Here is a 24,647-nt window from a genome sequence, read left to right on the forward strand (position 1 = left end):
GACAGGAGGGTCCAACGAACGGTAACCTATGGGAATTGCTGAGTTCGCAAGAGACGGCCGCGTGGTGATGGGTGACCGGCCGGGGGCAGCGGTGGTGGCCGCCGTAAGTGGCTTCCTCTTGCTGGATTTAGTTGCAAAGCTCGCTGGGACAACCGTGTTCTTCCTCGGGACCAGGTTACTGGGGGGGTCCCTCACCGTGGGCTCGTTGCTCTCGATGGTGGTGGACGGACTGCTCGTCGGACTGGCGGTCGGCCTCGCCGGAATCGGCCTGTCGATGACGTACAGTATCCTCGACTTCGCCAACTTCGCACACGGGGACACAGTGACGGTGGGGGCGTTCCTGGGGTGGGTCGCCGCGTACATCACCGCCGGTCTCGGGACCGGTGCCCCGATCGCAGAACTGTTCATGCTCAACTCTGGACGGCAGTTGAGCACCGTTTCGACGTTCGTTCCGGTGCTTCTCGGTCTCGTCGTCGCCGGGGTCGGGTCAATCGGTATCGTGTTACTTATCGACCGACTCACCTATCGCCCCATGCGCGATACGGACAACATCTCCTTGCTGATCGCGTCAATCGGTGTCGCACTCGCATTGCGATACCTCATCGCGTTCGTCTTCGGAACACAGACCAGCGGGGTCGCAAGCGGCGGGCTCCGAGTGACGGTGTTCTCGATGATCTCGGTCACCGACAACGAAATCACCCTCCTGGTGGTGTCGCTCCTGTTGATGCTCGGCGTCCACCTGCTGCTACAGCGGACGAAGCTCGGCAAAGCGATGCGGGCGATGGCCGACAACGAGGACCTCGCACGCGTGACCGGGATTCCGACCGAGCGCGTGATCCGGCTCACCTGGATTCTCGGTGGCGGTCTGGCGGGCATCGGTGGCTACCTGCTCGTGCTGGAAAGCGGCACGATATCGTTCAACTTCGGCTGGATTCTCCTCCTGCTCATCTTCGCCGCTGTTATCGTCGGCGGTATCGGCTCGATATACGGGGCGATGGCTGGCGGCATCCTCATCGGGCTGGTCGATAGTCTGGCCCTTATTTGGCTCCCGTCCGGGCTGACGCGAGCCTCCGCGTTTCTGGTGCTCATCGTCGTCTTGCTGTTGCGCCCGTCCGGTATCTTCGGGGGGGTGTCGACAGCATGAGTACTGTTGACACTGTCCGAGACCGTCTAGACGCGCTCCCTGACGTGGGTCTGGTCATCGCTTTCATCGCCAGTATTTGGGCCGTCATGCTCGTGCTGGCAATCGCTGTCGGCGGGGCGAACTGGGCGAACCTCGCCGCTGGCTTCGTCGGCAGTGTGACCGTGCTCATCGGCGGCTACGCCATCCTCGCGCTGGCACTGAATCTCCAGTGGGGGTACACCGGCCTGTTCAATATCGGCATTGCGGGGTTCATGGCCGTCGGCGCGTACACCACGGCGGTTCTCACTGCGCCAACTGACCCGGCCGCCGGGGCGGTCCCTGGGCTCGGCCTCCCGCTGTGGGTCGGCCTCATCGGCGGTATGGTTATGGCCGCTATCGTCGGCGGTCTTGCGGCGCTCCCGGCGCTCAGACTGAAAGCGGACTACCTCGCTATCGTGACAGTCGCGTTCTCGGAGATAATCCGACTTGTCGTCAACTGGAGCGGCCTCGCCGAGTTCTCACTGTTCGGGGTGCCGGTCGGCACCGGCGGCGCGACCGGCATCTCGTTCAAGTCCGCGAACGACGTGGCGGCGACGCTCATCAACGGCGTCGGGCAGCCGATCGTAACCGCCGCGGAGGGCGTCGGCGTCTCCGGGCCGAACCTGGCGAATCTCACGTACGGAATACTCCTCCTGCTGGTCGTGGCCGGGAGCTACTGGGTGCTCGCCCGCATCACGAACTCGCCGTTCGGTCGCGTGCTGAAGGCGATCCGCGAGGACGAAACCGTGACTCAGTCACTCGGCAAGGATACCCGCCAGTTCAAAATCAAGACGTTCATGATCGGCTGCGCGCTGATGGGGCTGGCCGGCGTCCTGTTCCGCGGACAGGCGGGCTACGTCAGCCCCCAGCAGTTCAGACCGACGATCACGTTCTACGTGTTCGCGGCCCTCATCATCGGCGGCTCCGGGTCCAACACCGGCAGTATCGTCGGGGCGGCGACGTTCTCCGGACTGCTGTTCTATCTGCCGGCGCGGCTGGGGGAGAACGTCTCGCTGGGCGGCACTCGCGCACCCGGCAACATCGTCGACGCGGTCGCCGGGTTCGCGTCACTTGACCCGCTCCCCCTCCTCGCATACACCATTAGCAACGTCAGCACGCTCCGGTTCGTGCTCATCGGCGTCGTCCTGATATACATCATCCAGAACCAGCCAGACGGGCTGCTCGGCCACCGGAACGAACCCGCAACGAGCGTGAGTCTGGACAGACCGCAGTCCGGGTCCGGAGGTGAGGCCGATGAGTGAGCCCGACGTCGCAGAGCAACGGGAAACGGCCGTCACGAGCGACACTATCGACTCTCCCCTGCTCGTAGTCGACGGCCTCCGCAAGGAGTTCGGCGGCGTCGTCGCGGTCGACGGGGCGACATTCTCCGTGGCAGAGGGGTCGCTCACCGGCCTCATCGGCCCGAACGGGGCTGGCAAGTCGACGACGTTCAACTGTATCACCGGCATTCACGAGCCAACTGGTGGCCGGGTCACCTTCGACGGCCAGAACATTACCGGGCTCCCGCCGTACACACTCGCAAACCAGGGACTGGTCCGGACGTTCCAGATCGCCCGTGAACTGTCCGAGATGACGGTCCTGGAGAACGTGATGCTCGCACCGGGTGGACAAGTCGGAGAATCCGTCGTTCGCTCGGTGACGCCGGGACTGCGCGGCGATGTCATCAGAAGCGAGGAGGCCGTCCGGGACCGCGCGTGGGAGACGCTGGAGTTCTTCGAGATCGACCACCTCGCCCACGAGAACGCCGGCAATCTCTCCGGTGGTCAGCGGAAACTGCTGGAGATGGCGCGGGTCCTGATGACCGACCCCGAGATGATTCTGCTGGACGAGCCGCTGGCCGGCGTCAACCCGACGCTGGAGGAGAAACTGCTGGAGCGGATTCACGAACTCCGCCGGGAGCAGGGGCTGACCTTCCTGCTCGTCGAACACGACATGGACGTCATCATGAACAACTGCGAACACATCATCGTCATGCACCAGGGGAGCGTCCTCGCCGAAGGGGACGCCGAGACTATCACGTCGGACGAGCGGGTACTGGAGGCGTATCTGGGAGGTGACGTATGAGCCAGCGCGCGACGGAGTCCGAGGCTGTCACGCTCCCTGACCCAGCCGAGCGACTCCTCGCCATCCGGAACCTCGATGCAGGCTACGGCGACCTGCAGGTCCTCAGCGACGTCCACATGGACGTTGCGGACGGCGAGTACGTCGTCATTGTCGGCCCGAACGGAGCCGGCAAGTCGACGGTGATGAAATCTGTCTTCGGCCTGACGACGTACATGGGCGGGGACGTCATCTTCGACGGGACCGACATCAGCCGGCGCAATCCCGACGAAATCATTTACGAGGGGATCAGCTACGTCCCCCAGACCGGCAACGTGTTCGGCTCGCTGAGCGTGCGCGAGAACCTCGAAATGGGCGCGTACATCCTCGATGAAGTCCCAGAAGACCGCATCGAGGACGTGTACGAGCGGTTCCCCATCCTCCGAGAGCGGTCCGAACAGTCGGCCGGGACGCTGTCGGGCGGCCAACAGCAGATGCTCGCCATGGGGCGGGCGCTGATGCTCGACCCTGACCTGCTGTTGCTCGACGAGCCTTCCGCCGGGCTGGCCCCGGACCTCGTCGACGATATGTTCGACCGTATCGACCGCATCAACGACGACGGCACGGCGATTCTGATGGTCGAGCAAAACGCCAAGGAGGCGCTCCGGCGGTGTGACCGGGGCTACGTCCTCGTCCAGGGACAGAACCGCTACGAGGACGAGGGGACGGTTCTCCTCAACGACGAGCAGGTGCGACAGGACTTCCTCGGCGGATAAAACAGGACAGCGGTTGCGGCCCCGTTACTGGTTCATCGCGCTGTTGATTTCGGACGTGTAGGAGGACTGCTGTTGCTCGAAGCCGACCTGGTTGACGATGGTCCCGCCTTCTGCTTCGAACGCGCCGGCGAACGCCTCCTGCAGTGCCTGGCCGTAGCTGTTGTTCACGTACAGCGTCGATGCGGTCTCGGCACCGAGTTCGTCCACGCCGACTTGTGCCAGGACCTGTCCCTGCAGCGCGTCGCTGGGCGGGGTGCGGAACATGTAGTCGTTGTCTTCGAGGTCGGTAATCGTCGGCGACGTGGACGCTGGCGAACAGCCGACGACACCACTGTCGACGAGCACATTTCTGGCGACCTGTATCGACGTTTCGGAGCTGGCCGCTCCGGTAATCGACGGATATCCATCGCTGACGAGGGAGTTGGCCGCGTCGATGCCCGCCTGTGCCTGGGTCTGGGTGTCACCGACCTGGTAATCGAACTCGAAGTCGACCTCGCCTTCGAGTTGCAGGGCCGGGAGGATCGCCCCATCGCGGATCGGCCTGCCGAGCGGCCCGAGATCGCCGGTCTCGGGCATCAGCACACCGAACCGGACCGTTCGTCCGGGGTCGCTCCCGGAGCCGTTCGGTTCCGGCTGCGGGATGTCGTCGCCCGCGTCGAAGTCGACGGTGTTGAGCGTATCGACGCCCCCACCGTCCTGAAAGCCGAAGACCTGGTACTGCGCCGAGGCCATGTCCCCGTTTTCGTCGAAGTCGACCGCGCTCGAAGCCCCCTCGTACTGAATGTTCTCGCCCGCGGCGGCCGCTTCGACGGCCGCTGGCAGTTCGGAGGGGCCGTACGTGTCGCCGCCCGGATTGGCGACGACACGCATATGATCTCGGACGGCCTGTCCGTCGTTTTCCCCGGCCAGCAGGTTGGCGAGAATCTGGACCGCTGTCGCATCGTAGGCCTGTGATGTGAACACGCCGGCCTCGTCGTAATCGAACTCGGAGGTGAACTGCTCCGTGAACGTATCGACTCCGGGACCGGCCGCCGACGGGGCCGTGCCGCGGACGTTTGACATATCGTCGCCGACGTTACTCGGTAGCTCGCCGTCCTGCAGTCCGTCGGTGACGAGGATGTCAGCAGCGTCGTCGCCGTAGTCGGCGTAGAAGTCCTTGAACAGTTGCACACCGCTCTGTGGATAGCCGACGACCATCAGCACGTCCGGCGATTCCGGGCCGCTGTCGCCACCCGAGTCGGTCCCGGTACCGGTCATCCCACCATCACCGCCGTCGCCGCCGCCACCGTCAGTCTGTTCGGTTGAACAGCCTGCCAACCCACCAAGCAGACCCACGGTGCCTATCGCCCCAGTGCGCTTCATGAACGCTCGCCGATTGGTATCGCGACTCATACCACTTACCACTGATTCACATCTTATAAAACTATATCCTCCCGTAACCTTGCTGTTCCGTAGTCTGCTCCAGTCACGCCGATATTTTTTGTCGGTGACGTTAGATATTAACGCCGGAGAAACCGCTATCGGCCCAGACGTCGCTTGGACTCTCAGCACATCCGCGAAAAAACGTCGAGTGTCGCCCCTTATTCGACGCGGCCGACGACCTTGTCGTACTCTTCAGCGGCCTTGTCCCAGTCGACAACCTCGAAGAAGGCGTCGATGAAGTCGCCGCGAGCGGGGCCGTAGTCGTAGTAGTAGGAGTGCTCCCAGACGTCGAGCGCGAGGATTGGATGGGAGCCCCAGAGCGCGCCCTGGTCGTGTTTGTCGACCGGCACGTTGCGCAGTTGCTTGGCAACGGGGTCGTACACGAGCAGCGCCCAGCCGCCGGCGGCTGATGCGGCGGCTTCGAACTCGCCCTTCCAGCCTTCGTAGGAGCCGAAGTCCTCCTCGATGCGGTCGAGAAGTTCGCCTTCCGGCTCACCGCCGCCGTTGGGGTCCATGTTCTCCCAGAACAGCGTGTGGAGATAGTGTCCACAGCCGTTGTGGGTGACGTTGCCCATCGCGGCCGCGCTCGAACCGAAGTCACCGGATTCGCGGTTCTCGGCGAGCGTCTCCTCGGCCGATTCGAGGCCGTTTACGTACCCCTGGTGATGGGTGTCGTGGTGCCAGGTGAGCACCTGCTCGGAGATGTGTGGCTCCAGCGCGTCGTAGTCGTACGGGAGCGGTGGCAGTTCGGGATTGGAATGTTCGGGCATATGAAAACGCCTCCATCAATACGTGTCGCGCGGCTGCCTGTTAAACGTTTAGGAGGCATTTGGTATCACTCTACAAGGACAGCGGGACGGGACCGTAACTGTCCGTTGTTGCACTGCCACATATCGGCTCCGGCGCTGGTGTAAGTGTTCAGAAGAGTCCAGCACAGCAGAATGTTCCCATCCTAGTCGTCACCCCTGGCCCGCTCGAACATCTCCAGGGCCTGTTCGCGGCGCTTGCTGTGGTCGACAACGGGGTCCGGATACTCCGGCGCGGCGTTGCGCCGCTGTGTGAGCGAGCAGTCGTTCCAGTCGTGGATAATTTCCGGCGCAGCGCCCCGTAGCTCCGGGACGTATTCCTTGATGTACTCGGCGTCCGGGTCGTAGTCTTCGCCCTGTGTCATCGGATTGAAAATACGGAAGTAGGGCTGAGCGTCGGTCCCTGTGGAGGCCGCCCACTGCCAGCCGCCGTTGTCGTTGGCCGTGTCGTGGTCGACCAGTTTCTCCCGGAACCACTCGTAGCCGTGCCGCCAGTCGATGAGCAGGTCCTTGGTGAGAAAGGAGGCGACGATCATCCGGACGCGGTTGTGCATGTACGCCTCTTCCCGGAGCTGTCGCATGCCGGCGTCGACGATGGGATAGCCCGTCTCGCCGTCCTTCCAGGCCTGCAACAGCTCTTCGTCGTTTTCCCACTCGATAGGGTTCTCGTAGGACTTGTAGTTCGAACTGACGACGTGCGGGTGGGCGAACAGCACCTGCGTGTAGAACTCCCGCCAGGCTAGCTGGGACTGGAACTCCCGGACTGACTCCCGTCGGTCACCGCCAGTCCCCTCTTTGGCGTCCTCGGTGCGGTCGTACACTTCGCGGATGCCGATGGTCCCGAATTTCAGGTGAGCCGAGAGCCGCGAGGTGCACTCGTCGGCCGGGAAGTCCCGGCGCTCATCGTACTCGTAGACGTTCTCGGCGAGGAAGTCATCGAGCAGAGCGCGTGCTTCGTCGGTCCCCGCCGCGGGCACGTCCGCTTCTGGCTCTTCGAAGCCGAGGTCGGCCAGTGTCGGGAGCGCGTCGCCGTCGACATCAGCCAGTTCGTCGGCTGGCGGGGGTTCGTAGGGAGTCGCTTTCTCTCGGTCGTGCCACTTCCGACCGAAGTAGGTGAAGACGCTGTAGGGGTCGCCGTCGTTCGTCGTAATCTCGCCCGGTTCGTGCAACACAGCGTTCTGGACGGCCTCGCGGGCCACGTCGGCGTCGTCGAGCGCTTGCCGGACCACTGCGTCGCGCTCTCGTGCGAGCCCGGAGTAGTCTTTGCCCCAGGTGACTTTCTCTGCGCCGTACTCGGCTGCGAGGTCCGGCAGGACGGCCGTGGGGTCGCCCTCGGCAACGACGAGGTCACTGCCGCGGTCGCGGTACCACTCGCGCAAACTGTCGAGCGCGTCCAACATGAACGCGACCCGGGGCGGGCCGGCGTGGTCAAGAACGTCCCTGTCGAAGACGAACACCGGGACAACGGGGTCGGACGGGGCCGCCGCGGCGAGGCCGGCGTTGTCCGTCGCCCGGAGGTCACGGCGATGCCAGTGCAGGCGCATACCTAGTACACGGACTAGCCCGGGCAAAAGGTACTGCCCAACGATGTTGGTCTGGCAGGCGCTGACGGACACCACTGTTATCTTTCCGCCGGTCGAGAGCCACCACATGGAAGATGCGACAGTGACGCTGTCTGTCGACGACGGGATTGCCACAGTGACGCTGAACCAGCCGGAGTCGCGAAACGCTCTGTCGGCGGAGTTGGCCGAAGCACTCACTGCCCAGTTCGAATCGGTGACCGACAGCGACGCCCGGTGTGTCGTACTGGAGGGCGCGGGACCGGCGTTCTGTGCCGGCGGGGACATCAATGCAATGCTACAGGGAGTGAAGCACGACCGACCACCGGCCGCACAAGTCGAACTGGTGGTCTCGTCGCTCCACGAAGCGATCCGGACCGTCCACAGCTGTCCCCTCCCGGTCGTCGCGAAAATCGACGGCCCCGCCTTCGGTGCCGGTGCGGGACTTGCGCTGGCCTGTGATATACAGGTTGCGAGCACTGCCGGCCAGATCGGCTTCGGCTTCCGCCAGGTCGGACTGGCGAGTGACTCCGGCGTCTCCTATTTCCTTCCGCGAATCGTCGGCCCGAACAAGGCCAAGGAACTGCTGTTTACCGGCGAACTGCTGGACGCCGAGGCGGCCGGAAAACTCGGGCTGTTTACCCGGGTGTTCGACGCGGAGACGTTCGAATCGGAGTTTTCGGAACTCGTCGCGGACATCGCCGCTGGACCGACGGTCGCGCTCGGCCACGCCAAGCGGCTGGTCAACCGGAGTCTGGACAGTTCGCTGGAACAGGCACTCGAAAACGAAGCCACCGCACAGGGCGTCGCTTTCACGACCGACGACCACGAGGAGGGCGCAACCGCGTTCGTCGAGAAACGTGACCCGGAGTTCACGGGTCAGTAAACTGATTGCTGTGACCAGCGTCAGGACTGGTCCACCCGGCCACCACCGGAAAGACAGATGCCAGCTACGATCCATCTCACACCGGACCGAGCATCGACCGGAACCACGACTACCCGCTCTTTCACCCACAAGTGGAGGGCGACTGTAGCATGACCGACGACCCCCCGGACTGGGAGTTCAGCGAGCGGGACATGTACATTCTGCGCGAACTCTCGGCGGACCCACAGCGGTCGTCCCGCGAGCTTGCGGACTTGCTGGAGTCCGAGTACGGCATCGACGTGTCCCATGTGACGGTCAGCGAATCGATCCGGGAGATGCGCGCCGCGGGCGTCTTCCGGGAGACAATCGTCCCGAACGAGGAACTGTTCAATTTCGCGCTGTTCGAGTTCAAGTTCAACCCCGAGCATTTCGCCGACTCCTGGCACGACGCGATGGTCGCCATCCGCGACGACCGACACACGCTGTTTTACTTCCTCTCCGACGGCGAATATCAGTGGAAGTCAGTGATGATGTTCCCGAGTCGGACGGCCGAATCCCGCTGGATACACGACTTCTACAAGGACCACGGCGACGTGATTCAGAACATCCGGAACTCAGTCGTCCACAACGTCCTGAAATTCAAGACGGACCCGGAGCTGTTCACCGAACTCGACGGAGAGCGGTCGTAACCAAGGGGGAGAGCGATCGTAACCAAGGGAAGACAGCCGAAATAAAGACGAGAGAGACTGCGACTCGATAGCGTCGTACTTACAGTTTCCGCTCGGCGTCCTCGGCCAGTTCCTTCATCCGCTTGCTGACCCGGCCCGCGTCCGAGAACTCGTCTTCGCTCATCGCCGTCGCCAGGGAGTTCCCGAGCACGAACACGGCGTGTTTGTGCTCGCTTTTTGACTTGTGTACGTCCGATGGCCGCACGTCGAGTTCCTGATACGCGTCGAACAGGTCCGGATCGACCGAGTCCATGTCGTCGCGGAAGTACTCCATGATCGTCACCATCTGCTCGTGTAGCTCGAGAAGCTCGTCTTTGTGCATAGCTACAGTATGCGGTGGCACGTCCATAAGAATTGCTTGAGAAGGGATACCAGACGCTCACGCCCGTATTTTCAGAAGACGTACTCGTCGTCGTGGCCCATCATGCCGTCTTCTTCGAACCCTGGCTCCTCGTCTTCGTCCTGTGGTCCGGAGGTTTTGTACGCCTTGAGCCCGGTCGACAGGAGGTCCTCGATGGCTTCCTCGCGGTTGAGGAACTCGCCTTTCTCGACGAGCTGCGCGATCTGCATCTCCAGGTGTTCCGGGATATTGATCTCTACCTTAGGCATCGCAACATAGGGGGCTTCGACTATGCCCTATTTAAACCTGACGGGGGTGTGTTCGCAGATTGCAGAATTACAATTGTAGAACCGTGATAGGAAATTCGTAAACTCGGAGATTAATTTCCGCGAATCTGAACCAATAGCCGGCAGAGTACGTGGCGGGCCAGAACGGCGTGAAATCGACAGTTCCACCGTGTCCGTCCGATTGATTCCGACTACGCAGAATCGAGCGTATAGTTAGGCTCAAAGGTACGCAATCCTAAGGCATTGCTGATGGAACCACTGCGTGGTGACGAGACGACGGTTGGTGAGACAACGGTCGTCGCACGCGGGTGTCGCCTCGACGATGCACCGGTGCGGGCGGTACTGGAAACGGACGCTCGCCCCCGGTTCTTCTGGGCGGCCGGTACAGAGTCAATCGCGGCCCGCGGGAGCGCGGCGACTGTGACTGCCGACGGGCAGTCGCGGTTCGACGACGTGCGGACAGCGGTCGAAGCGCTGTTCGCTGACTGCTCAGTTCCCGACGACCTCCCGAGCGTCGCTCGACCGCGAGCGTTCGGCGGGTTCGCTTTCCACAACGGAACGCATGAAGGAGAGGACTCTCCCTGGGATGGGTTCCCCAGTGCGGCGTTTTTCCTCCCCGAAATACAGGTAACCAGAAGGGACGACGATGCCTGGCTCACAACGGTCGCGACAGGACCTGAGGCCGCGACCGAAGCGGAGACGCTGCTTGAGGAGTGGCGCGACCGGCTGGTCGCAGACTCCGAGCGCAATCCGGGTACGCCGCCGGGAATCTCACACCGGAAGCGCACGCCAACACAGGACGGCTGGCGCGAGCAGGTAGCGGCCGCCATCGCAAGCGTCGACCGCGGCGACCTCCAGAAGGTCGTACTCGCCCAGAGCCTCAGTGCCACACTGAAGACGGCGCTCTCGGTCCCCGACGTGATGGCTCGCTTGTCCGAGACGTACCCGGACTGCTACCGGTTCATGCTATCGCCGGACGCCGGCGGCACCTTCTTCGGGGCTACGCCGGAGCGGCTGGTGTCGGTCCGCGGGCGAACCGTCCGCACGGAGGCCCTCGCTGGCTCGACGGGACGGGGCGACACACCCGCCGAGGACGAGTGGCTCGCCGCCGAACTCCTCGACAGCGAGAAGGACCGTCACGAACAGAAGCTCGTCGCCGACGCGATACGGGACCAACTGGAACCGTTCGCTTCGACGGTCCGCATCGGCGACCGGACCGTTCGCCGACTCGCCACGGTTCAGCACCTTCGAACATCGATAACAGCTGAACTGGACGACGACGAGCACGTCCTCTCGCTCGTCGAGGCGCTCCACCCGACGCCAGCCGTGGGCGGACTGCCCCCGGACGCGGCGCTGCGGACTATCCGCGAGACAGAGGCATTCGATCGGGGCTGGTACGCTGCCCCGGTCGGTTGGGTCGACGCCGCCGGCAACGGCACCTTCGCCGTCGGCATCCGCTCGGCCGTCGCCACGGAGCGCGAGGCGACCCTCTTTGCGGGCGCGGGCATCGTCGCGGACAGCGACCCCGACCGCGAGTGGGACGAGGTCCAGCTCAAATACCGACCGATACTGGACGAGCTGGAATGACTGCACCGAACGTCAACACGCTGTGGGCGGAGACGCTCGTGGCCGAACTCGTCGCCGGCGGCGTCGACGCGGTGTGTCTCTCGCCCGGCAGTCGCTCGACGCCGCTGACGGTCGCGTTCGCCGAACACCCGGACATCAAGGTGTTCTCGCACCTCGACGAGCGGTCGGCGGCCTTCTTCGCGCTGGGACGGGCCCGCCGGACCGGCGAGCCGACGCCGCTGGTCTGCACATCGGGGACCGCCGCGGCGAACTACCACCCGGCGGTCATCGAAGCGAACCAGTCAGGCGTTCCACTACTCTTGCTGACAGCGGACCGACCGCCGGAACTCATCGACAGCGGAGCGAACCAGACCGTCGATCAGGAAAAGCTGTACGGCGACGCCGTGCGCTGGTACCGGGATATGCCCGAGCCCGAGGCCGAGCCGCGGAAGGTGCGAATGCTTCGGACCACGGCGGCCCGCGCGCTCGCAGAGAGCACCGGCGCCGACCCGGGGCCGGTCCACCTGAACTGTCGGTTCCGGAAGCCGCTGGAACCGACGCCGGTGCCGGATGACGACCCGGCGGGCGTTCCCGCTGGCTGGGCGGGCGGCGACGACGCGGCCGAGGTTGGCCGCGACGGCCCGTTCGTCACGACGAGCCAGGGCGTCGCTGCGCCGGACGAGCGGACGGTGCGCCGGGTACAGGACACGCTTCGGTCCGCCGAGCGGGGCCTCATCGTCGCTGGGCCGGCCGACCAGGGACTCAGCGCAGAGTCGCTTGAACGGCTGGCAACAGCCACGGGCTTCCCCGTTCTGGCGGATCCGCTGTCGGACCTGCGGTTCGGCCCGCACGTCGACCGCCTCGACGTGCCGGTGTGTGGCGGCTACGACGGCTATCTCGGAAGCGACGGCGTCGACGAGTGGAGCGACCCCGATGTCGTCGTCCGGTTCGGTGCGTCGCCGACCTCGAAGCCGCTGCGTCACTACCTCCGGGACGCCGACTGCCAGCAGTTCCTCGTTGACCCGGCCGGCGGCTGGTCGGAGGCCGAGTTCACCGCCACGGACCTGCTCGTTGCCGACCCCGACGCCACCGCGGATGCGCTCGCGGCAGGGTCGCTGGGTAGCGTTGCGGCGTCGTGGCGCGAACAGTTCGCCAGGGCGGAACAGACCCACTGGGACGCCGTGAGCGAAACCGCCGCGGAAACCTACTGGGAAGGCGGCGTCCTCTCTGACGTGGCCGCGCTGGCCCCGGACCCGGCCACGCTGTTTGTCTCCAACAGTATGCCGATACGGGACATGGACCGCTTTGGCCGGCCCCGTGACGCCGACCTGACCGTGCTTGGAAACCGCGGGGCGAGCGGGATCGACGGCATCACCTCGACGGCGCTCGGGGCCGGGAGCGCGACGGCGGACCCGCTCGTGCTCGTCACCGGCGACCTGGCGTACTACCACGACATGAACGGCCTCCTCGCGCTCGGTCGCTGTGCGGTGGACGCGACGGTCGTCTTGCTCAACAACGACGGCGGCGGCATCTTCCACATGCTCCCAATCGATGACCACCCCACCTTCGAGGACCAGTTCCGAACGCCACACGGGCTCGATTTCGAGCCGACGGAGGCGCTCTACTCGCTGGAGTTCGAGCGGGTGGCCGACCGCCGGCAGTTCCGCGAGCGGTTCGGCGAGTCGGTCCGAGCCGATGGGACACAAGTCATCGAGGTCCAGTTCGACGCGGGCGACAGCCACGCGGTCAGAGCCCGGCTTGCCGAACGGGTCGCCGAAACCCTCGCTGGCGACTGATTTTTCAGAGCCGCAACACGGACGCCGTCAACAGCGACAGTCCGAACGGGAGCCACGTCCCCGACAGTGCGAGCGCCCCGATGAGCGAGAACGCGCTGATGTTCAGCGTGACCAGCAGCACCGTCGTCGTCAGGCTCCAGCTCCCGAATACCATGATCGCGATAGTGGGCTCGGACTGGAGATAGCCGATCATGAAGAGGGTGCAGACCCCGATTGTCAGATTGACCCACAGCGGGAACGCCGGGAGCAGCGCGCTGAACAGCATTACCGGATAGAGCGCAAAGGTAATGGCAAACAGTGTCAGCCCCCGGCCGGTTGGCTTCTCCAAAAGCGATCCGCGGGAGGGAGTGTCGGTCTGGCGGACAGAGTACGCGGACGACGAACTCCAGGTGGCACCGCCGCCGGCGTTGTCGCTGAAGCCACTGGTCGCGGTGGTTCCGGATTGCCAGCCCGAATCTGACTCAGACGCTGTCGCCGTCTCGCTGGTCGTTTCGCTCGATTTGTCGTCGCTCGACGACGCCTCGGTGTCGTCCGTCGAGCGCTCGTGTCTGTCCTCTGCGACGCGGTCCCTGGCGGCCCGTTCGCGGCGTGCCCGCTCCCGGGCGCTCGTCCGAGATGTACTGCGGTCAGTGCTCGCTTCGGCCCGGTCGCCGGCCGACGCAGACCCGTCGTAGCCCGCGCGCCGTGCCGCTTCGGCCGCGTCACTGCCGCCGCCGTCCGCTATATCGCTCTCGCCCGCGACGTAGGCGTCGTGACCCACCCGGTCGTATCGCGCCCGCTCGTCCTCGTCGGTGAGTACGTCGCGGGCCTCGATGAGTCGCTGTGTCGCCTCGCCGGCGTCGGCCGCGTCGCTCACGTCGGGATGGGTTTCCTTCAGCCGCTCCCGGTACGCCGCTTCGATAGCCGCCGTCGAGGCGTCGGTTGAAACGCCCAGTACCTCGTAGAACGTCTCCGTCATGCCGGGCGTAACACCTGTAAGCGCGCGACCGACGTTCGCTGCCAGCTACCGCACTCAATCACTCGTTCTCGACGCCCCCTTCGGTCTCCGTACCGCGTTCGTACGACTCGGACGGTCGCTGGTAGTCTCCAGCGGATCCAGACCCAGCCGACTCCGACTCACGGGCGCGCGCTGTCGCAAGTCGTTCCAGCGCCGTGGCAATTCGTTCGAGCGTGAGGATGAACCGTACAACCAGATACAGGAGCCATGGGACCACAGCCACGATCAGTCCGAGCAGAATCTGCTGGACGATGATGAGACTGTACAGGACAACAACGATGGAGAGGCCCGCGAGTATCCCCACCATTGCTTTCTTGTTCGATGTGGAGGGCATCGCTAGTCGGTTCAGGTGCGCGACACCAAAGGGTTTCCTCCGCTGTGACAGTCCGTACGAGGAATCTTTTTGCGAGGGCCGTCCCGAGCCACGGTATGGTCTCTGAACTATTCGACCCGGAGCGGTGGACGGCCATCGACCGGTTCGACTTCGCCGACATCACCTATCACCGCTCGACCGACACGGGCGCGGTGCGTATCGCCTTCGACCGGCCGGAGAAGCGCAACGCCTTTCGGCCGGAGACGGTCGACGAACTCGCGACGGCACTGGATCACGCCAAGCGCCAGACCGACGTGGGCTGTGTCCTCCTGACCGGGAACGGCCCCTCCGAGAAGGACGGCGGCTGGGCGTTCTGTTCCGGCGGGGACCAGAGCATTCGGGGTGAAAGTGGCTACGAGTACAGCGGGTCCGAAGAAACAGATGAGAGCGACGGCGTGGCAGACGACGCGCCAGAGAACGTCGGCCGCCTCCACATTCTCGAAGTCCAGCGTCAGATCCGCCACATCCCAAAGCCCGTCGTCGCCGTCGTCCCGGGGTGGGCCGTCGGCGGCGGCCACTCGCTGCACGTCGTCTGTGACCTCACGCTCGCCAGCGAGGAGCACGCGAAGTTCCTCCAGACGGACCCCGACGTGGGGAGCTTCGACGGCGGCTTCGGCTCGGCGTATCTCGCTCGGCAAGTCGGCCAAAAGAAGGCCCGGGAAGTGTTCTTCCTCGGCAAGACCTACGATGCCGACGAAGCCGCTGACATGGGAATGGTCAACGACGTGGTGCCCCACGAGGACCTGGAAGACACCGCCATCGAGTGGGCCAAGCGGATGAACGAGAAGTCACCGACGGCGATGCGGATGCTGAAATACGCGTTCAATCTCGACTCCGACGGGATGGTCGGCCAGCAGGTGTTCGCCGGCGAGGCGACGCGGTTGGCGTACATGACCGACGAGGCCCAGGAAGGACGGGACGCGTTCAACGAAGGGCGCAAGCCGGATTTCGACGACGTGCCGTGGCACTACTGAGCGGGCAGTTGCGGGACGATACCGCCAGCGACGGTCAGTCCTCGTAGGCGAGGGTCATGACCCACTGCGAGAAGGTGTCGTCGTGGGGGTCCACCTCTTCGTCGCCGATGAACGGCGAGAGCTGGTCACCGGCCATCAGAAGCGAGAAGTCGAGGTCGCGGGCCGCGGGCGTCAGGTAGTACGTGTTGTGCCCCTCGTACACCGTCTCCTCGCGCTGGATGAGGTCCTTCTCGAACAGGGACTCGACGATGCGACTCCCCTTCCGCGAGGAGACGTCGAGTTCCTTCCAGAAGTCGCTCTGGTGGATGCCACCGGACTCCCGAATCAGTTCGAGCCCGGCCCGCTCGCCGTCAGAAAGGTCCGCCTCCGACGCTGCTGAACTCATGTATTGTGTACACCGTGAGTCGGCCGCTTAAATCTGACCTTCGACCGGGCGGTAGGGCGTCCGGCACGGTGGCCCATCTGCGTACCGGTACTCCCTGTCGGCACCCAGCGTGATGAGCGACGACGACCGCGTGCCGAACCCGTTGCCGTGGACGCAGACACCGTACTCGTGGTCGCTGATGGTGTCGCCCGCACGGTCCATCCATTCGCCGGCGGATTCACAGGGCTCCGGAACCAGCGCCTCGCGCAACCGCGTCGCGTTGTTCGCTTGCTCCTCGCCCGCGTCGGGCCGATGGGCCGGAATCCGGTAGTCGCCGTCCGCCCCGACGTTGACGACGACGTGGACGCCGGGCTGGAAGTTCCGGACTGCGAGTTGGCCGTCCCATTCTAGCAGGACGGCGGCGTTCTCGTCGGCTAGCAGGAGATTGAAACCCGAATACTCGGCGTCCCTGGTCGCCTGTTCGACGGCGCGGGCAGCGGACTCCGCGCTCTCGTGACTCAGCGTGTCCCGGACGAGGAGCCCGCGCGAGCGCTCGCCGGCCAGGTCGGCGTCGACCCAGCGGTTCGTCACCGCCGCCAGCAGCCCCTGCTCGTTGTAGCCGATCCACGTCCCGTCGGCCTCCTCGTCGGCCGGCGCGACGACGTGACTCCCCCAGTGGCGCTGTTGTGGCGGCTGCGATGGCCTTTCAAGCCGCTCGTCGCGGTTCGCCGCGACCGCGACCGGCGTGCCGTCGAAGACCTGCCACGCGAGGACGATTGTACACACGGGACTGCATAAACTGCGGACGTAGAAAACCGCTTGGCTCGGCATCCCGAACTACCGGATCGAGTCGCTCGGTTCGTCATCCTCGGAAAGAAGCGACCGAACGGCGGACCGGTCGACAGTCCCGGACGCCGTCCGCGGAAGCGCGTCGGCAATCCGAACCGTCTTCGGGACTTCGTACGGCGCGAGTCGCTCGGCGCAGTGGTCGCGAACCGCCGCGGGCGAGATGTCCCCGACGACCAGCGCGGCGACGCGCTGGCCCCATTCCTCGTCGGAGAGCCCCACGACGGCAGCTTCGGCAACTGCTGAATGGTCACGAATCGCCGCGGCGACCGTGCTCGCGTCGACGTTCTCCCCGCCGGTCACGATCTGGTCGTCGACGCGGCCCTCGACCCAGAGGTGGCCGTCCGCGTCCCGGTAACCGATGTCGCCGGTCCGGAAGCCGTGGTCGCCGAACGCGCCGCCGTCGCCGTTCAGGTAGCCCGGTGTCACCGTCGGGCCGTCGACGACGATTTCTCCTCGCTCGCCGGAGTCGCAGGGTTCGCCGTCCGCGACGACCGTTACGTCAGTGAAAACGAGCGGCTGGCCGACGGTTCCGGACCGCTCGAATGCTGTTTCAGGCCGTGCTGTCGCTATCTGGGACGCCGTCTCGGTCATCCCGTAGGTCGGACAGACAGGAACGCCCCGCTCCCGACATCGCTCGATGAGGCTCTCGCTGGCCGGCCCGCCACCGAGCAGGACGAAGCGGAGCGAAGACGGCGGTTCCCAGCCAGCGTCCAGCAGCCGCGAGAGCATCGTCGGCACCAGCGAGACGCCCGTTACCGCCCGGTCGGCGATGACCTGCTGTGTCGTTTCGGCGTCGAACGACCGCTGAACGACAACGGCGGTGCCATACAGCGCGCTTCGGACGAACGGAGCCAGCCCGCCCATGTGGTAGGTCGGTAAGCAGACCAGCCAGCGGTCATCCGGAAGCACGCCGAGGCGGTACGACGACGCGACGGCGCTAGCGACGAGGTTGCCGACGGTCAGTCGGACGCCTTTCGGCTCGCTGGTCGTCCCCGAGGTGAAGATGACCAGCTGGGTGTCCGTGCGGGAGAGGGGTGCCGGGGTCACGTCGGTGGCTGTTTCACCAGCCGAACCCGCCGCTGCTGTCTCGTCGGCGACGGCAGCCGCTGACAGTTCCCTGTCGACCGAAACGGTGGGACAGCCGTCGATGTCGGCCGCCAGCGACGCGGTGCCGTCTCCACAGACCAGCAGGTCCGCGTCAACTGTCGAGAGCTGGCTTTGGAGCGTCGCCGCGTCGAGTTCGACGTTCAGCGGCGCGAGTGTCGCCCCCAGTCGCATCGCCGCAAACAGGAGCGTCCCGACTGCCGGCCGTGTCGGCAGGAGCGTCGCGACGGTGGCGTCCGGGGCGTCGACCCGCCGGTCGAGTTCGGCAGCCACCGCATCGACGGCAGCATCGAGTTTCCGGTAGGTGACCGCGTTCCCGGAGGCCGCCGCGACCATCGCCGTTCGGTCGGGTGTCGTGTCGGCGCGGTGCGTTACGAGGTCCTGTGTCGGCCAATTGAGGGGGTCACGCATCGGTCCCCACCTCTGTCGGATCGATTCCCAGACCGGTCGACTGGGGGACCGACATCGCACCATCCGTTACTGTCGTCGGGTCCGGCGCGAGGTCGGCCGCCAGTCGGTCGCCGGTCGCCAGACCGCACGCGGCCACGTCGGGAATCGCGGCGGCGACGTGCAGCGCCGCAAGGCGGGCAACGACGGCGTCGATGGTCGTCGTGACGACCGGCTCGACACCCTGTTCGCGTGCCCGGAGTGCCAGCGTGTGGGCGTTGCCGGGGCCGCCCAGCACCATCGGCTTCAGTATCAGCACGTCGGCTGCGTCGGCATCGAGGACGCTGTCGACCCGGCGGTCGACGAGGGACTCGTCGAGCGCAACGCCGACCCCGTTGCCTCGAAGCCCGGCGTGTCCCGTGAGGTCATCGGCCGGGAGTGGCTGTTCAACGTAGGCCACGTCCAGCGGTGCGAGCCGGTCGAAGGCGTTAGCGGCCTCCTTGCGGGACCACGCGCCGTTGGCGTCGGCGCGAAGCGTCACGTCGTCGCCCACGCGCTCACGGACGGCCCGAACGCGCGCGACATCTTCATCAACGGTGTGCTTTCCCACTTTGAGCTTACAGCAGTCGTAGCCGGCCTCGACCGCCTGCTCGACGGCGTCGGCTGTCTCGGCCGGCGACCCGTCGCCGACCGTCGCGTTGACCGGAACGCGGTCGCACCGCCTCCCGGAATCGAACCACTGGTACAGCGGCACGCCGTCGGCCCTCGCATCAGCGTCCAATAGGGCGGTCGCAAAGCCGTGTCGGGCGGCGGGGACGGACGCGGCGTCCAGCGACAGGAGAATGTCGGTGTGGCCGCCGTCAATTGCAACCGTGGCAGCGTCGTTGAGCCCGCGCTGGCAGTCGTCGACCGACTCCGTCCAGCCCGGAAGCGGCGTGGCTTCGCCGACACCCGTTTCGCCGCGGTGGTCGTAGCGGACGACGAACCCCGAGCGCTGGCTGATGGTCTCGCGGGCGGTGGCGAGCGGACTCGACAGCGGGAGCGAGAACGGGTCGACCTTCATAGTAGCTGTGGGACGGCGAGTCCCAGCGCGAACAGGACGGAGTGGACAAAGAGCGTCTGCCCGACCCGTTCGAGTGTCGGATTCAGTGCCTCGCCGTCGGTCTGTGTGAGGACTGTCTTCGAAATAGTCGCCGCCAGTGGGAGGGTCAGCAGCGGGGCCAGTGCGGGCAGACCGTACCGGCTGTCGAGGGCGAACACGACCGGGACGACGTAGGCCATCCCGACCATCAGGAGGAACTCGACGCGGCTCCACCCGTAGCCCAGATAGACGGCCAGCGTCTTCTTGCCCGTGGCGCGGTCCGTCTCCCGGTCGCGGATGTTGTTGACGACGAGAATCGCGGTCGACAGGCCGGCCGCCGGGAGACTCGCTGTAATGGCGGCGGCAGTGACCGACCCCGCCGGAAGCGTCATCGGGAACGTGCCGACGCCGCTTGCGCTCGCAACGGCCTGCACGTAGTACGTGCCGGTAACAGCGACGAGGCCGAAGTAGACGAACACGAACAGATCACCCAGACCGCGGTAGCCGTAGGGGAACGGACCGCCGGTGTAGAGAATCCCGGCGGCGATACCCGAGAGGCCGACGACGACGATGGGAAGGCCGCCGACGGCGACGAGATAAACACCGATGACGACGGCGAGCCCGTAGGTCGCGATCATCGCTCGTTTGACTTCGTCGGCGTCGATGAGACCGCCAGCGGTCACGCGGGTAAACCCCTCGCGCTCGTCGGTGTCGGCCCCCTTCACCGCGTCGTAGTAGTCGTTCGCGAAGTTCGTACCTATCTGGATGAGCAGCGCGCCCACCAGCGCTGCGACCGCCGGCAATGGAGCGAAGACGCCGGCGTGGACTGCCAGCCCCATCCCGACGATGACCGGCGCGGCCCCGGCAGGTAGTGTCTGTGGCCGCGCGGCCATCACCCACGCCTGCCGCTTCGAGACGTCCGCCGTCGCTGTACTCATTGGTGAAATCTGGGGACGCTATCCCCAAAGCGACTGCGGTTCGACCGATACCCGAAATATGACCCGTCGCGTGACAGCAAGATCAGGGGTGTATCACAACCACTTTATCATGATTAACCATACGATAGTCTGAGATGCATAAGCCACTGCTGACCACGGATTTTCTCGACCGTGCGCGGGAATACTACGGGGACAAAGAGGCTGTCGTCGCCACGACCGGTGAACGCTTCACGTACGACGAGTTCGGGGAGCGAGCCGACGGGTTCTCGGCGGCGATGGCTGCCCGTGGCATCGAGAAGGGGGACCGGGTGGCCGTGCTGGACCCGAACACGCACTACCAGCTCGAAGCGGCCTACGGGACCATGCAACTGGGTGCGGTCCACACGCCGCTGAACTATCGGCTCGTGCCGGACGACTTCGAATATATCCTCTCGGACGCCGAAGTCGACGCCGTTTACGCGGACTACGAGTACGCGGACAAGATCGAGCCGATCCGTGACGAGGTGCCCACCGACATCTTCGTTACTAACGACACGGATGCCGTCGACGGCGACTGGGAGTCCTTCGACGAAATCATCGAGGAGGCGGGAACCGACTACGAGCGGCCCGAGATGGACGAGGACGACCTCATCACCATCAACTACACCTCGGGGACCACCGGCGACCCGAAGGGCGTCTGCCGGACCCACCGGACGGAGACGCTCCACGCGTACATTGTCGCGCTCCATCAGGAGATCTCGGACGACGACGTGTACCTCTGGACGCTGCCGATGTTCCACGTCAACGGCTGGGGCCACATCTTCTCGGTTACCGGCATGGGCGCGAAACACGTCTGTACCCGCGGCGTTGACGCCGAGGGCATCTTCGACGCCGTCAGGACCGAGGACGTCTCCTATCTCTGTGGCGCGCCGACGGTGCTGAACATCCTTGCGGACCGCTACGAGGACCATGACGGGGAGATCGAGACGACCGGTGCCAACGACGTGCGCATCGCGACGGCCGGCAGCGCGCCGCCGGAGGCCGTCATCCGAACCGTCGAGGACGACTTCGGCTGGTACCTGAAACACGTCTACGGCGCGACCGAAACCGGCCCGCTCGTCACGACCTCGGACGCTCGCCGCTTCTTCGAGGACGGCAGCGACGCCCGCTTCAGCGTCAAGAAGCGCCAGGGCATCGGCTACCTCGGGACCGATGTCCGGGTCGTCGACGAGGACGGCAACGACGTGCCACATGACGACGAGACGCTCGGGGAAGTCGTCGTCCGCGGCAATCAGGTGATGGACCGCTACTGGAACAAGCCCGAACAGACGGAGGAGGCCTTCTCCGACCGCGTCGAGGGCTACTACCACATGGGAGACCTGGCGACAGTCGACGAGGACGGGATGATCGCCATCCGCGACCGCAAGAAGGACATCATCATCTCCGGCGGCGAGAACATCTCCAGCATCGAACTGGAGGACACCCTCTACGAACACGACGCCGTCAGCGATGTCGCAGTTATCCCCGCGCCGAGCGACGAGTGGGGCGAGACGCCGAAGGCCTTCGTCGTCCCGAACTCCGGTGACCCCGACAACCCGGGCGTGACGGCCGAGGATCTCCGGAACTTCACCCGAGAGGAACTGGCAACCTACAAAGTCGTCCGCCGCGTTGAGTTCGTCGAGGAACTGCCCACGACAGCGACCGGGAAAGTCCAGAAGTACGAACTCCGCGAACAGGAGTGGGAAGACGAGGACGAGATGGTCGGCCAGGGATAGAAACAGCCAACAGACGGGAAAACATCAGAAATGTGTAATATTCTTCGGGACGAGATATAGTCCAGACTGACCATTAACGGCGTCGATATGTCACCTTCTGAGTACAGAGACGGTCTTTTAATTCGGCGTCCTGTAATGTGTGACTACTGGGCAAAGTTATGACTGATATCGCTGGGACGATGCGTATTCTCCACGTCGACGACGAGCCGGGATTCGCCGACATGACGGCGACGTTTCTCGAACGCGAGGACGACCGGCTGGACGTGCAGGCCGCGACGAGCGTCGCGGCGGGACTGGAAATCCTGACCGACACCGACATCGACTGCGTCGTCTCCGACTACGACATGCCTGACCGGAACGGGATCCAGTTCCTCGAAACCGTTCGCGAGGAGTACGGTTCGCTCCCCTTCATTCTCTACACCGGCAAAGGCTCGGAGGAGATCGCCAGCGATGCGATTTCGGCCGGTGTCACCGACTATCTACAGAAACAAAGCGGCACCGACCAGTACGCGGTGCTCGCGAACAGAATCACGAACGCTGTGGAGTCACAGCGCGTCAAACGCGAGCGCAACCGCCAACTCGACGCCATCGAGACCGCACAGGAAGGAATCAGCATTCTCGACGAAGACGGGACGTTCATTTTCGTCAACGAAGCCTACGCCGACCTCTACGGCTACGAACCGGACGAGATGGTCGGTGAGCACTGGGAGCTACTGTATCAGGCGGAGGACATCCCGCGAATCTACGACGAGATCGTCCCGACTGTCGATGAAACTGGGTACTGGAGTGGGACGACGACCGGGCTCCGTGCCGACGGGAGCACGTTCACGGAAGACCACGTACTCGCGCGGACCGACCGCGGTGAACTGGTCTGTACTGTCCGGGATATCTCCGACCAGCGAGACGGCGAAGAGGAACTTTCCCGGATCAAACGTGCCATGGACGAGGCACCGGTCGGGATCACGATTACCAGCCCCGAACAAGATGATAACCCGATCACCTACGCCAACAGGCAGTTTCTGGAACTGACCGGCTACACGGAGTCGGAGGTGTACGGCCGTAACTGCCGGTTCCTGCAGGGTGAGGAGACCGAGTCAGAGCCAGTCGACGCGATGCGAGCGGCCATCGACGCGGACGAACCCGTGTCGGTCGAACTCCGGAACTACCGGAAGGACGGAACGATGTTCTGGAATCAGGTGACTATCGCCCCAGTCCGCGACGACGACGGAACAGTCGTCAACTACGTCGGGTTCCAGCAGGACATTACTGAACGGAAGGAACACGAACACCGCCTCAGAGCTCTCAGTGAGTCTGTACAGAACCTCCTTCAGGCAGACACACGCGAGGAAGTCGCCGAGATCGGCGTCGACACGGCGTGCACTGTGCTCGGGCTCGAAGCGAACACGATCCACCTCTACGACGAGGGCGACCGGACCCTCGAACCGGTCGCCGCGTCCGACGCGATATACGACCTGCTAGACGATTTGCCGACCTTCACGCCCGGAGGCAGCATCGCGTGGCGTGTCTACGAGTCCGGCGACGCGCTCGCCGTCGATGACGTCCATGCCGACCCCGACATCTACAACCCGGACACGCCGATCAAGAGCGAGCTATATCTCCCGCTCGGCGAGCACGGAATCCTGCTGGCCGGTTCGGAGACGGCCGCGGCGTTCGACCAGCGGGACGTCGTCCTCGGTGAGATCCTGGCCGGACACGTCACCAGCGCGCTCAAGCAGGTCGAAGGGACCGAACAGTTGCGCGACCACCAGCAGGAACTCGAACAGCACAACGACCGGCTCGAAGCGTTTACCAGCGTCGTCTCCCACGACCTGCGGAATCCGCTGACCGTCGCCGAGGGACGACTGGAACTAGCACGCGAGGAGTGCGAGAGCGAGCATCTGGCCGCTGTCGAGCGGGCACACGAGCGGATGGACACGCTGATAACGGACCTGCTCACGCTGGCACAGGACGGGGAGACGGTGACCGACCGCGAACCGGTCGCGCTCGCATCGCTCGTGGAAGATTGCTGGACGAACGTCGAGACAGCCGATGCCACGCTCGTCACCGACATCGACCGGACCGTCCTGGCAAACGAGAGCCGTCTGAAACAGCTATTCGAGAACCTCGTTCGGAACGCGGTCGAGCACGCCGGGGCGGACGTAACCGTGACGGTCGGGGCGGTAGACGACGGGTTCTACGTCGCGGATGACGGCCCCGGCATCCCCGAAGCCGACCGCGACACCGTGTTCGAAGTCGGCTACTCGACGAGCACGGAGGGGACCGGGTTCGGGCTCAGTATCGCCCGGAAGGTCGCGGAGGCCCACGGCTGGGAAATCAACGTTCGCGATAGCGCGGACGGTGGTGCACGCTTCGAGGTTACCGGCGTCTCGTTTGACGAGGTGTAGCGACTGTCGAGGAGTCGTTTGCGGTTTTGCTGGCACTCACTGGGAGCCGGTCG

The 24,647-nt window shown here is 64.9% G+C and carries 23 protein-coding genes; 11 read left to right on the plus strand and 12 right to left on the minus strand.

Annotated features, from left to right (window positions below):
• Nucleotides 1–28: 28 nt before the first annotated feature.
• From AV929_RS08925 to AV929_RS08940, 4 genes are read left to right on the plus strand one after another with little or no spacing between them, the layout of a single operon-like run.
• Complete coding sequence (locus tag AV929_RS08925) at nt 29–1,144, plus strand: branched-chain amino acid ABC transporter permease (RefSeq protein ID WP_014040303.1); 1,116 nt, start codon at nt 29–31, stop codon at nt 1,142–1,144.
• Nucleotides 1,141–2,424: a branched-chain amino acid ABC transporter permease gene (locus AV929_RS08930; RefSeq protein ID WP_064288026.1), complete on the plus strand. Its 1,284-nt coding sequence runs from the start codon at nt 1,141–1,143 to the stop codon at nt 2,422–2,424. The genes AV929_RS08925 and AV929_RS08930 overlap by 4 nt, the downstream gene beginning before the upstream one ends.
• The gene (locus AV929_RS08935) at nt 2,417–3,247 is read left to right on the plus strand and encodes an ABC transporter ATP-binding protein (RefSeq protein WP_064288027.1); all 831 of its coding nucleotides are present in this window, start codon (nt 2,417–2,419) and stop codon (nt 3,245–3,247) included. Before AV929_RS08930 ends, AV929_RS08935 begins: the two co-directional genes overlap by 8 nt.
• A complete protein-coding gene (locus tag AV929_RS08940; RefSeq protein WP_050007101.1) occupies nt 3,244–3,999 on the plus strand; it encodes an ABC transporter ATP-binding protein in 756 nt (251 codons plus the stop codon). The genes AV929_RS08935 and AV929_RS08940 overlap by 4 nt, the downstream gene beginning before the upstream one ends.
• Nucleotides 4,000–4,023: 24 nt before the next feature.
• On the opposite strand, the gene AV929_RS08945 is transcribed toward AV929_RS08940, so the two are convergent.
• The 3 genes from AV929_RS08945 to AV929_RS08955 all read right to left on the minus strand — a co-directional run bounded on the left by AV929_RS08945 (nt 4,024) and on the right by AV929_RS08955 (nt 7,771).
• Nucleotides 4,024–5,391: an ABC transporter substrate-binding protein gene (locus AV929_RS08945; RefSeq protein ID WP_064288028.1), complete on the minus strand. Its 1,368-nt coding sequence runs from the start codon at nt 5,389–5,391 to the stop codon at nt 4,024–4,026.
• 188 nt (nt 5,392–5,579) lie between these two features.
• Complete coding sequence (sod, locus tag AV929_RS08950; protein ID WP_008309249.1) at nt 5,580–6,191, minus strand: superoxide dismutase; 612 nt, start codon at nt 6,189–6,191, stop codon at nt 5,580–5,582.
• A gap of 182 nt (nt 6,192–6,373) precedes the next feature.
• The gene (locus AV929_RS08955; RefSeq protein WP_064288029.1) at nt 6,374–7,771 is read right to left on the minus strand and encodes a deoxyribodipyrimidine photo-lyase; all 1,398 of its coding nucleotides are present in this window, start codon (nt 7,769–7,771) and stop codon (nt 6,374–6,376) included.
• Between the two features lie 43 nt (nt 7,772–7,814).
• Here AV929_RS08955 and AV929_RS08960 point away from each other — a divergent pair, with 43 nt between their 5' ends.
• Nucleotides 7,815–8,672, plus strand: coding sequence for an enoyl-CoA hydratase/isomerase family protein (locus AV929_RS08960; RefSeq protein WP_080510066.1), 858 nt, complete (start codon nt 7,815–7,817; stop codon nt 8,670–8,672).
• A gap of 149 nt (nt 8,673–8,821) precedes the next feature.
• Nucleotides 8,822–9,340, plus strand: coding sequence for an Lrp/AsnC family transcriptional regulator (locus tag AV929_RS08965; protein WP_008309246.1), 519 nt, complete (start codon nt 8,822–8,824; stop codon nt 9,338–9,340).
• A gap of 79 nt (nt 9,341–9,419) precedes the next feature.
• On the opposite strand, the gene AV929_RS08970 is transcribed toward AV929_RS08965, so the two are convergent.
• Nucleotides 9,420–9,701, minus strand: a complete 282-nt coding sequence (locus AV929_RS08970) for a UPF0058 family protein (RefSeq protein ID WP_004517945.1) — start codon at nt 9,699–9,701, stop codon at nt 9,420–9,422.
• Between the two features lie 71 nt (nt 9,702–9,772).
• Nucleotides 9,773–9,988, minus strand: a complete 216-nt coding sequence (locus AV929_RS08975) for a ribbon-helix-helix domain-containing protein (protein ID WP_004517946.1) — start codon at nt 9,986–9,988, stop codon at nt 9,773–9,775.
• Between the two features lie 267 nt (nt 9,989–10,255).
• Between AV929_RS08975 and AV929_RS08980 the strand changes: the two genes are divergently transcribed.
• Both AV929_RS08980 and menD read left to right on the plus strand, forming a co-directional pair.
• A complete protein-coding gene (locus AV929_RS08980; RefSeq protein ID WP_064288031.1) occupies nt 10,256–11,593 on the plus strand; it encodes an isochorismate synthase MenF in 1,338 nt (445 codons plus the stop codon).
• On the plus strand, nt 11,590–13,368 hold the full coding sequence (menD, locus tag AV929_RS08985; protein ID WP_064288032.1) for a 2-succinyl-5-enolpyruvyl-6-hydroxy-3-cyclohexene-1-carboxylic-acid synthase: 1,779 nt from the start codon (nt 11,590–11,592) through the stop codon (nt 13,366–13,368). Before AV929_RS08980 ends, menD begins: the two co-directional genes overlap by 4 nt.
• 4 nt (nt 13,369–13,372) lie before the next feature.
• Here the strand turns inward: menD and AV929_RS08990 are convergent, their stop codons facing one another.
• Together AV929_RS08990 and AV929_RS08995 are read right to left on the minus strand one after the other, a co-directional pair.
• On the minus strand, nt 13,373–14,326 hold the full coding sequence (locus tag AV929_RS08990) for a J domain-containing protein (RefSeq protein ID WP_064288033.1): 954 nt from the start codon (nt 14,324–14,326) through the stop codon (nt 13,373–13,375).
• A gap of 58 nt (nt 14,327–14,384) precedes the next feature.
• The gene (locus AV929_RS08995; RefSeq protein WP_044951827.1) at nt 14,385–14,699 is read right to left on the minus strand and encodes a hypothetical protein; all 315 of its coding nucleotides are present in this window, start codon (nt 14,697–14,699) and stop codon (nt 14,385–14,387) included.
• 95 nt (nt 14,700–14,794) lie between these two features.
• Here AV929_RS08995 and AV929_RS09000 point away from each other — a divergent pair, with 95 nt between their 5' ends.
• On the plus strand, nt 14,795–15,712 hold the full coding sequence (locus AV929_RS09000) for a 1,4-dihydroxy-2-naphthoyl-CoA synthase (RefSeq protein ID WP_050007100.1): 918 nt from the start codon (nt 14,795–14,797) through the stop codon (nt 15,710–15,712).
• Between the two features lie 34 nt (nt 15,713–15,746).
• Here AV929_RS09000 and AV929_RS09005 read toward each other — a convergent pair whose 3' ends face one another.
• Genes AV929_RS09005 through AV929_RS09025 form a run of 5 tightly spaced genes read right to left on the minus strand, consistent with a single transcriptional unit; the run spans nt 15,747 to nt 20,435 of the window.
• On the minus strand, nt 15,747–16,097 hold the full coding sequence (locus AV929_RS09005; protein WP_004517952.1) for a hypothetical protein: 351 nt from the start codon (nt 16,095–16,097) through the stop codon (nt 15,747–15,749).
• Between the two features lie 27 nt (nt 16,098–16,124).
• Nucleotides 16,125–16,862, minus strand: a complete 738-nt coding sequence (locus AV929_RS09010; RefSeq protein ID WP_064288034.1) for an NRDE family protein — start codon at nt 16,860–16,862, stop codon at nt 16,125–16,127.
• Between the two features lie 51 nt (nt 16,863–16,913).
• Nucleotides 16,914–18,440: an AMP-binding protein gene (locus AV929_RS09015; RefSeq protein ID WP_064288035.1), complete on the minus strand. Its 1,527-nt coding sequence runs from the start codon at nt 18,438–18,440 to the stop codon at nt 16,914–16,916.
• Nucleotides 18,433–19,479, minus strand: coding sequence for a mandelate racemase/muconate lactonizing enzyme family protein (locus tag AV929_RS09020; protein ID WP_064288036.1), 1,047 nt, complete (start codon nt 19,477–19,479; stop codon nt 18,433–18,435). The genes AV929_RS09015 and AV929_RS09020 overlap by 8 nt, the downstream gene beginning before the upstream one ends.
• Complete coding sequence (locus AV929_RS09025; protein WP_064288037.1) at nt 19,476–20,435, minus strand: 1,4-dihydroxy-2-naphthoate polyprenyltransferase; 960 nt, start codon at nt 20,433–20,435, stop codon at nt 19,476–19,478. Before AV929_RS09025 ends, AV929_RS09020 begins: the two co-directional genes overlap by 4 nt.
• Before the next feature lie 134 nt (nt 20,436–20,569).
• Here AV929_RS09025 and AV929_RS09030 point away from each other — a divergent pair, with 134 nt between their 5' ends.
• Both AV929_RS09030 and AV929_RS09035 read left to right on the plus strand, forming a co-directional pair.
• Nucleotides 20,570–22,189 (plus strand): long-chain-fatty-acid--CoA ligase, encoded by a 1,620-nt coding sequence (locus tag AV929_RS09030; RefSeq protein ID WP_014040321.1) that lies wholly within the window; start codon nt 20,570–20,572, stop codon nt 22,187–22,189.
• A 158-nt stretch (nt 22,190–22,347) separates the two neighbouring features.
• Nucleotides 22,348–24,594 carry a PAS domain S-box protein gene (locus AV929_RS09035; RefSeq protein ID WP_014040322.1) on the plus strand — a complete coding sequence of 749 codons (2,247 nt, stop codon included), beginning with the start codon at nt 22,348–22,350 and terminating at the stop codon, nt 24,592–24,594.
• The last annotated feature ends 53 nt before the right edge of the window (nt 24,595–24,647 follow it).

Origin of the sequence: Haloarcula sp. K1 (genome assembly GCF_001647155.1) — an archaeon.
Lineage (GTDB): Archaea > Halobacteriota > Halobacteria > Halobacteriales > Haloarculaceae > Haloarcula > Haloarcula hispanica.

Bases quoted from the DNA above. Each gene is read 5' to 3' on its own strand.
- AV929_RS08980 (WP_064288031.1), top strand. From the start codon at position 10,256: ATGGAACCACTGCGTGGTGACGAGACGACGGTTGGTGAGACAACGGTC.
- AV929_RS09030 (WP_014040321.1), top strand. From the start codon at position 20,570: ATGCATAAGCCACTGCTGACCACGGATTTTCTCGACCGTGCGCGGGAA.
- AV929_RS09025 (WP_064288037.1), bottom strand. From the start codon at position 20,435: ATGAGTACAGCGACGGCGGACGTCTCGAAGCGGCAGGCGTGGGTGATG.
- AV929_RS09020 (WP_064288036.1), bottom strand. From the start codon at position 19,479: ATGAAGGTCGACCCGTTCTCGCTCCCGCTGTCGAGTCCGCTCGCCACC.
- AV929_RS08945 (WP_064288028.1), bottom strand. From the start codon at position 5,391: ATGAGTCGCGATACCAATCGGCGAGCGTTCATGAAGCGCACTGGGGCG.
- AV929_RS08990 (WP_064288033.1), bottom strand. From the start codon at position 14,326: ATGACGGAGACGTTCTACGAGGTACTGGGCGTTTCAACCGACGCCTCG.
- AV929_RS08935 (WP_064288027.1), top strand. From the start codon at position 2,417: ATGAGTGAGCCCGACGTCGCAGAGCAACGGGAAACGGCCGTCACGAGC.
- AV929_RS08925 (WP_014040303.1), top strand. From the start codon at position 29: ATGGGAATTGCTGAGTTCGCAAGAGACGGCCGCGTGGTGATGGGTGAC.
- AV929_RS09005 (WP_004517952.1), bottom strand. From the start codon at position 16,097: ATGAGTTCAGCAGCGTCGGAGGCGGACCTTTCTGACGGCGAGCGGGCC.
- AV929_RS09015 (WP_064288035.1), bottom strand. From the start codon at position 18,440: ATGCGTGACCCCCTCAATTGGCCGACACAGGACCTCGTAACGCACCGC.
- AV929_RS09000 (WP_050007100.1), top strand. From the start codon at position 14,795: ATGGTCTCTGAACTATTCGACCCGGAGCGGTGGACGGCCATCGACCGG.
- AV929_RS09035 (WP_014040322.1), top strand. From the start codon at position 22,348: ATGACTGATATCGCTGGGACGATGCGTATTCTCCACGTCGACGACGAG.
- sod (WP_008309249.1), bottom strand. From the start codon at position 6,191: ATGCCCGAACATTCCAATCCCGAACTGCCACCGCTCCCGTACGACTAC.
- AV929_RS08995 (WP_044951827.1), bottom strand. From the start codon at position 14,699: ATGCCCTCCACATCGAACAAGAAAGCAATGGTGGGGATACTCGCGGGC.
- menD (WP_064288032.1), top strand. From the start codon at position 11,590: ATGACTGCACCGAACGTCAACACGCTGTGGGCGGAGACGCTCGTGGCC.
- AV929_RS08970 (WP_004517945.1), bottom strand. From the start codon at position 9,701: ATGCACAAAGACGAGCTTCTCGAGCTACACGAGCAGATGGTGACGATC.
- AV929_RS08940 (WP_050007101.1), top strand. From the start codon at position 3,244: ATGAGCCAGCGCGCGACGGAGTCCGAGGCTGTCACGCTCCCTGACCCA.
- AV929_RS08955 (WP_064288029.1), bottom strand. From the start codon at position 7,771: ATGCGCCTGCACTGGCATCGCCGTGACCTCCGGGCGACGGACAACGCC.
- AV929_RS08965 (WP_008309246.1), top strand. From the start codon at position 8,822: ATGACCGACGACCCCCCGGACTGGGAGTTCAGCGAGCGGGACATGTAC.
- AV929_RS08930 (WP_064288026.1), top strand. From the start codon at position 1,141: ATGAGTACTGTTGACACTGTCCGAGACCGTCTAGACGCGCTCCCTGAC.
- AV929_RS08975 (WP_004517946.1), bottom strand. From the start codon at position 9,988: ATGCCTAAGGTAGAGATCAATATCCCGGAACACCTGGAGATGCAGATC.
- AV929_RS08960 (WP_080510066.1), top strand. From the start codon at position 7,815: ATGTTGGTCTGGCAGGCGCTGACGGACACCACTGTTATCTTTCCGCCG.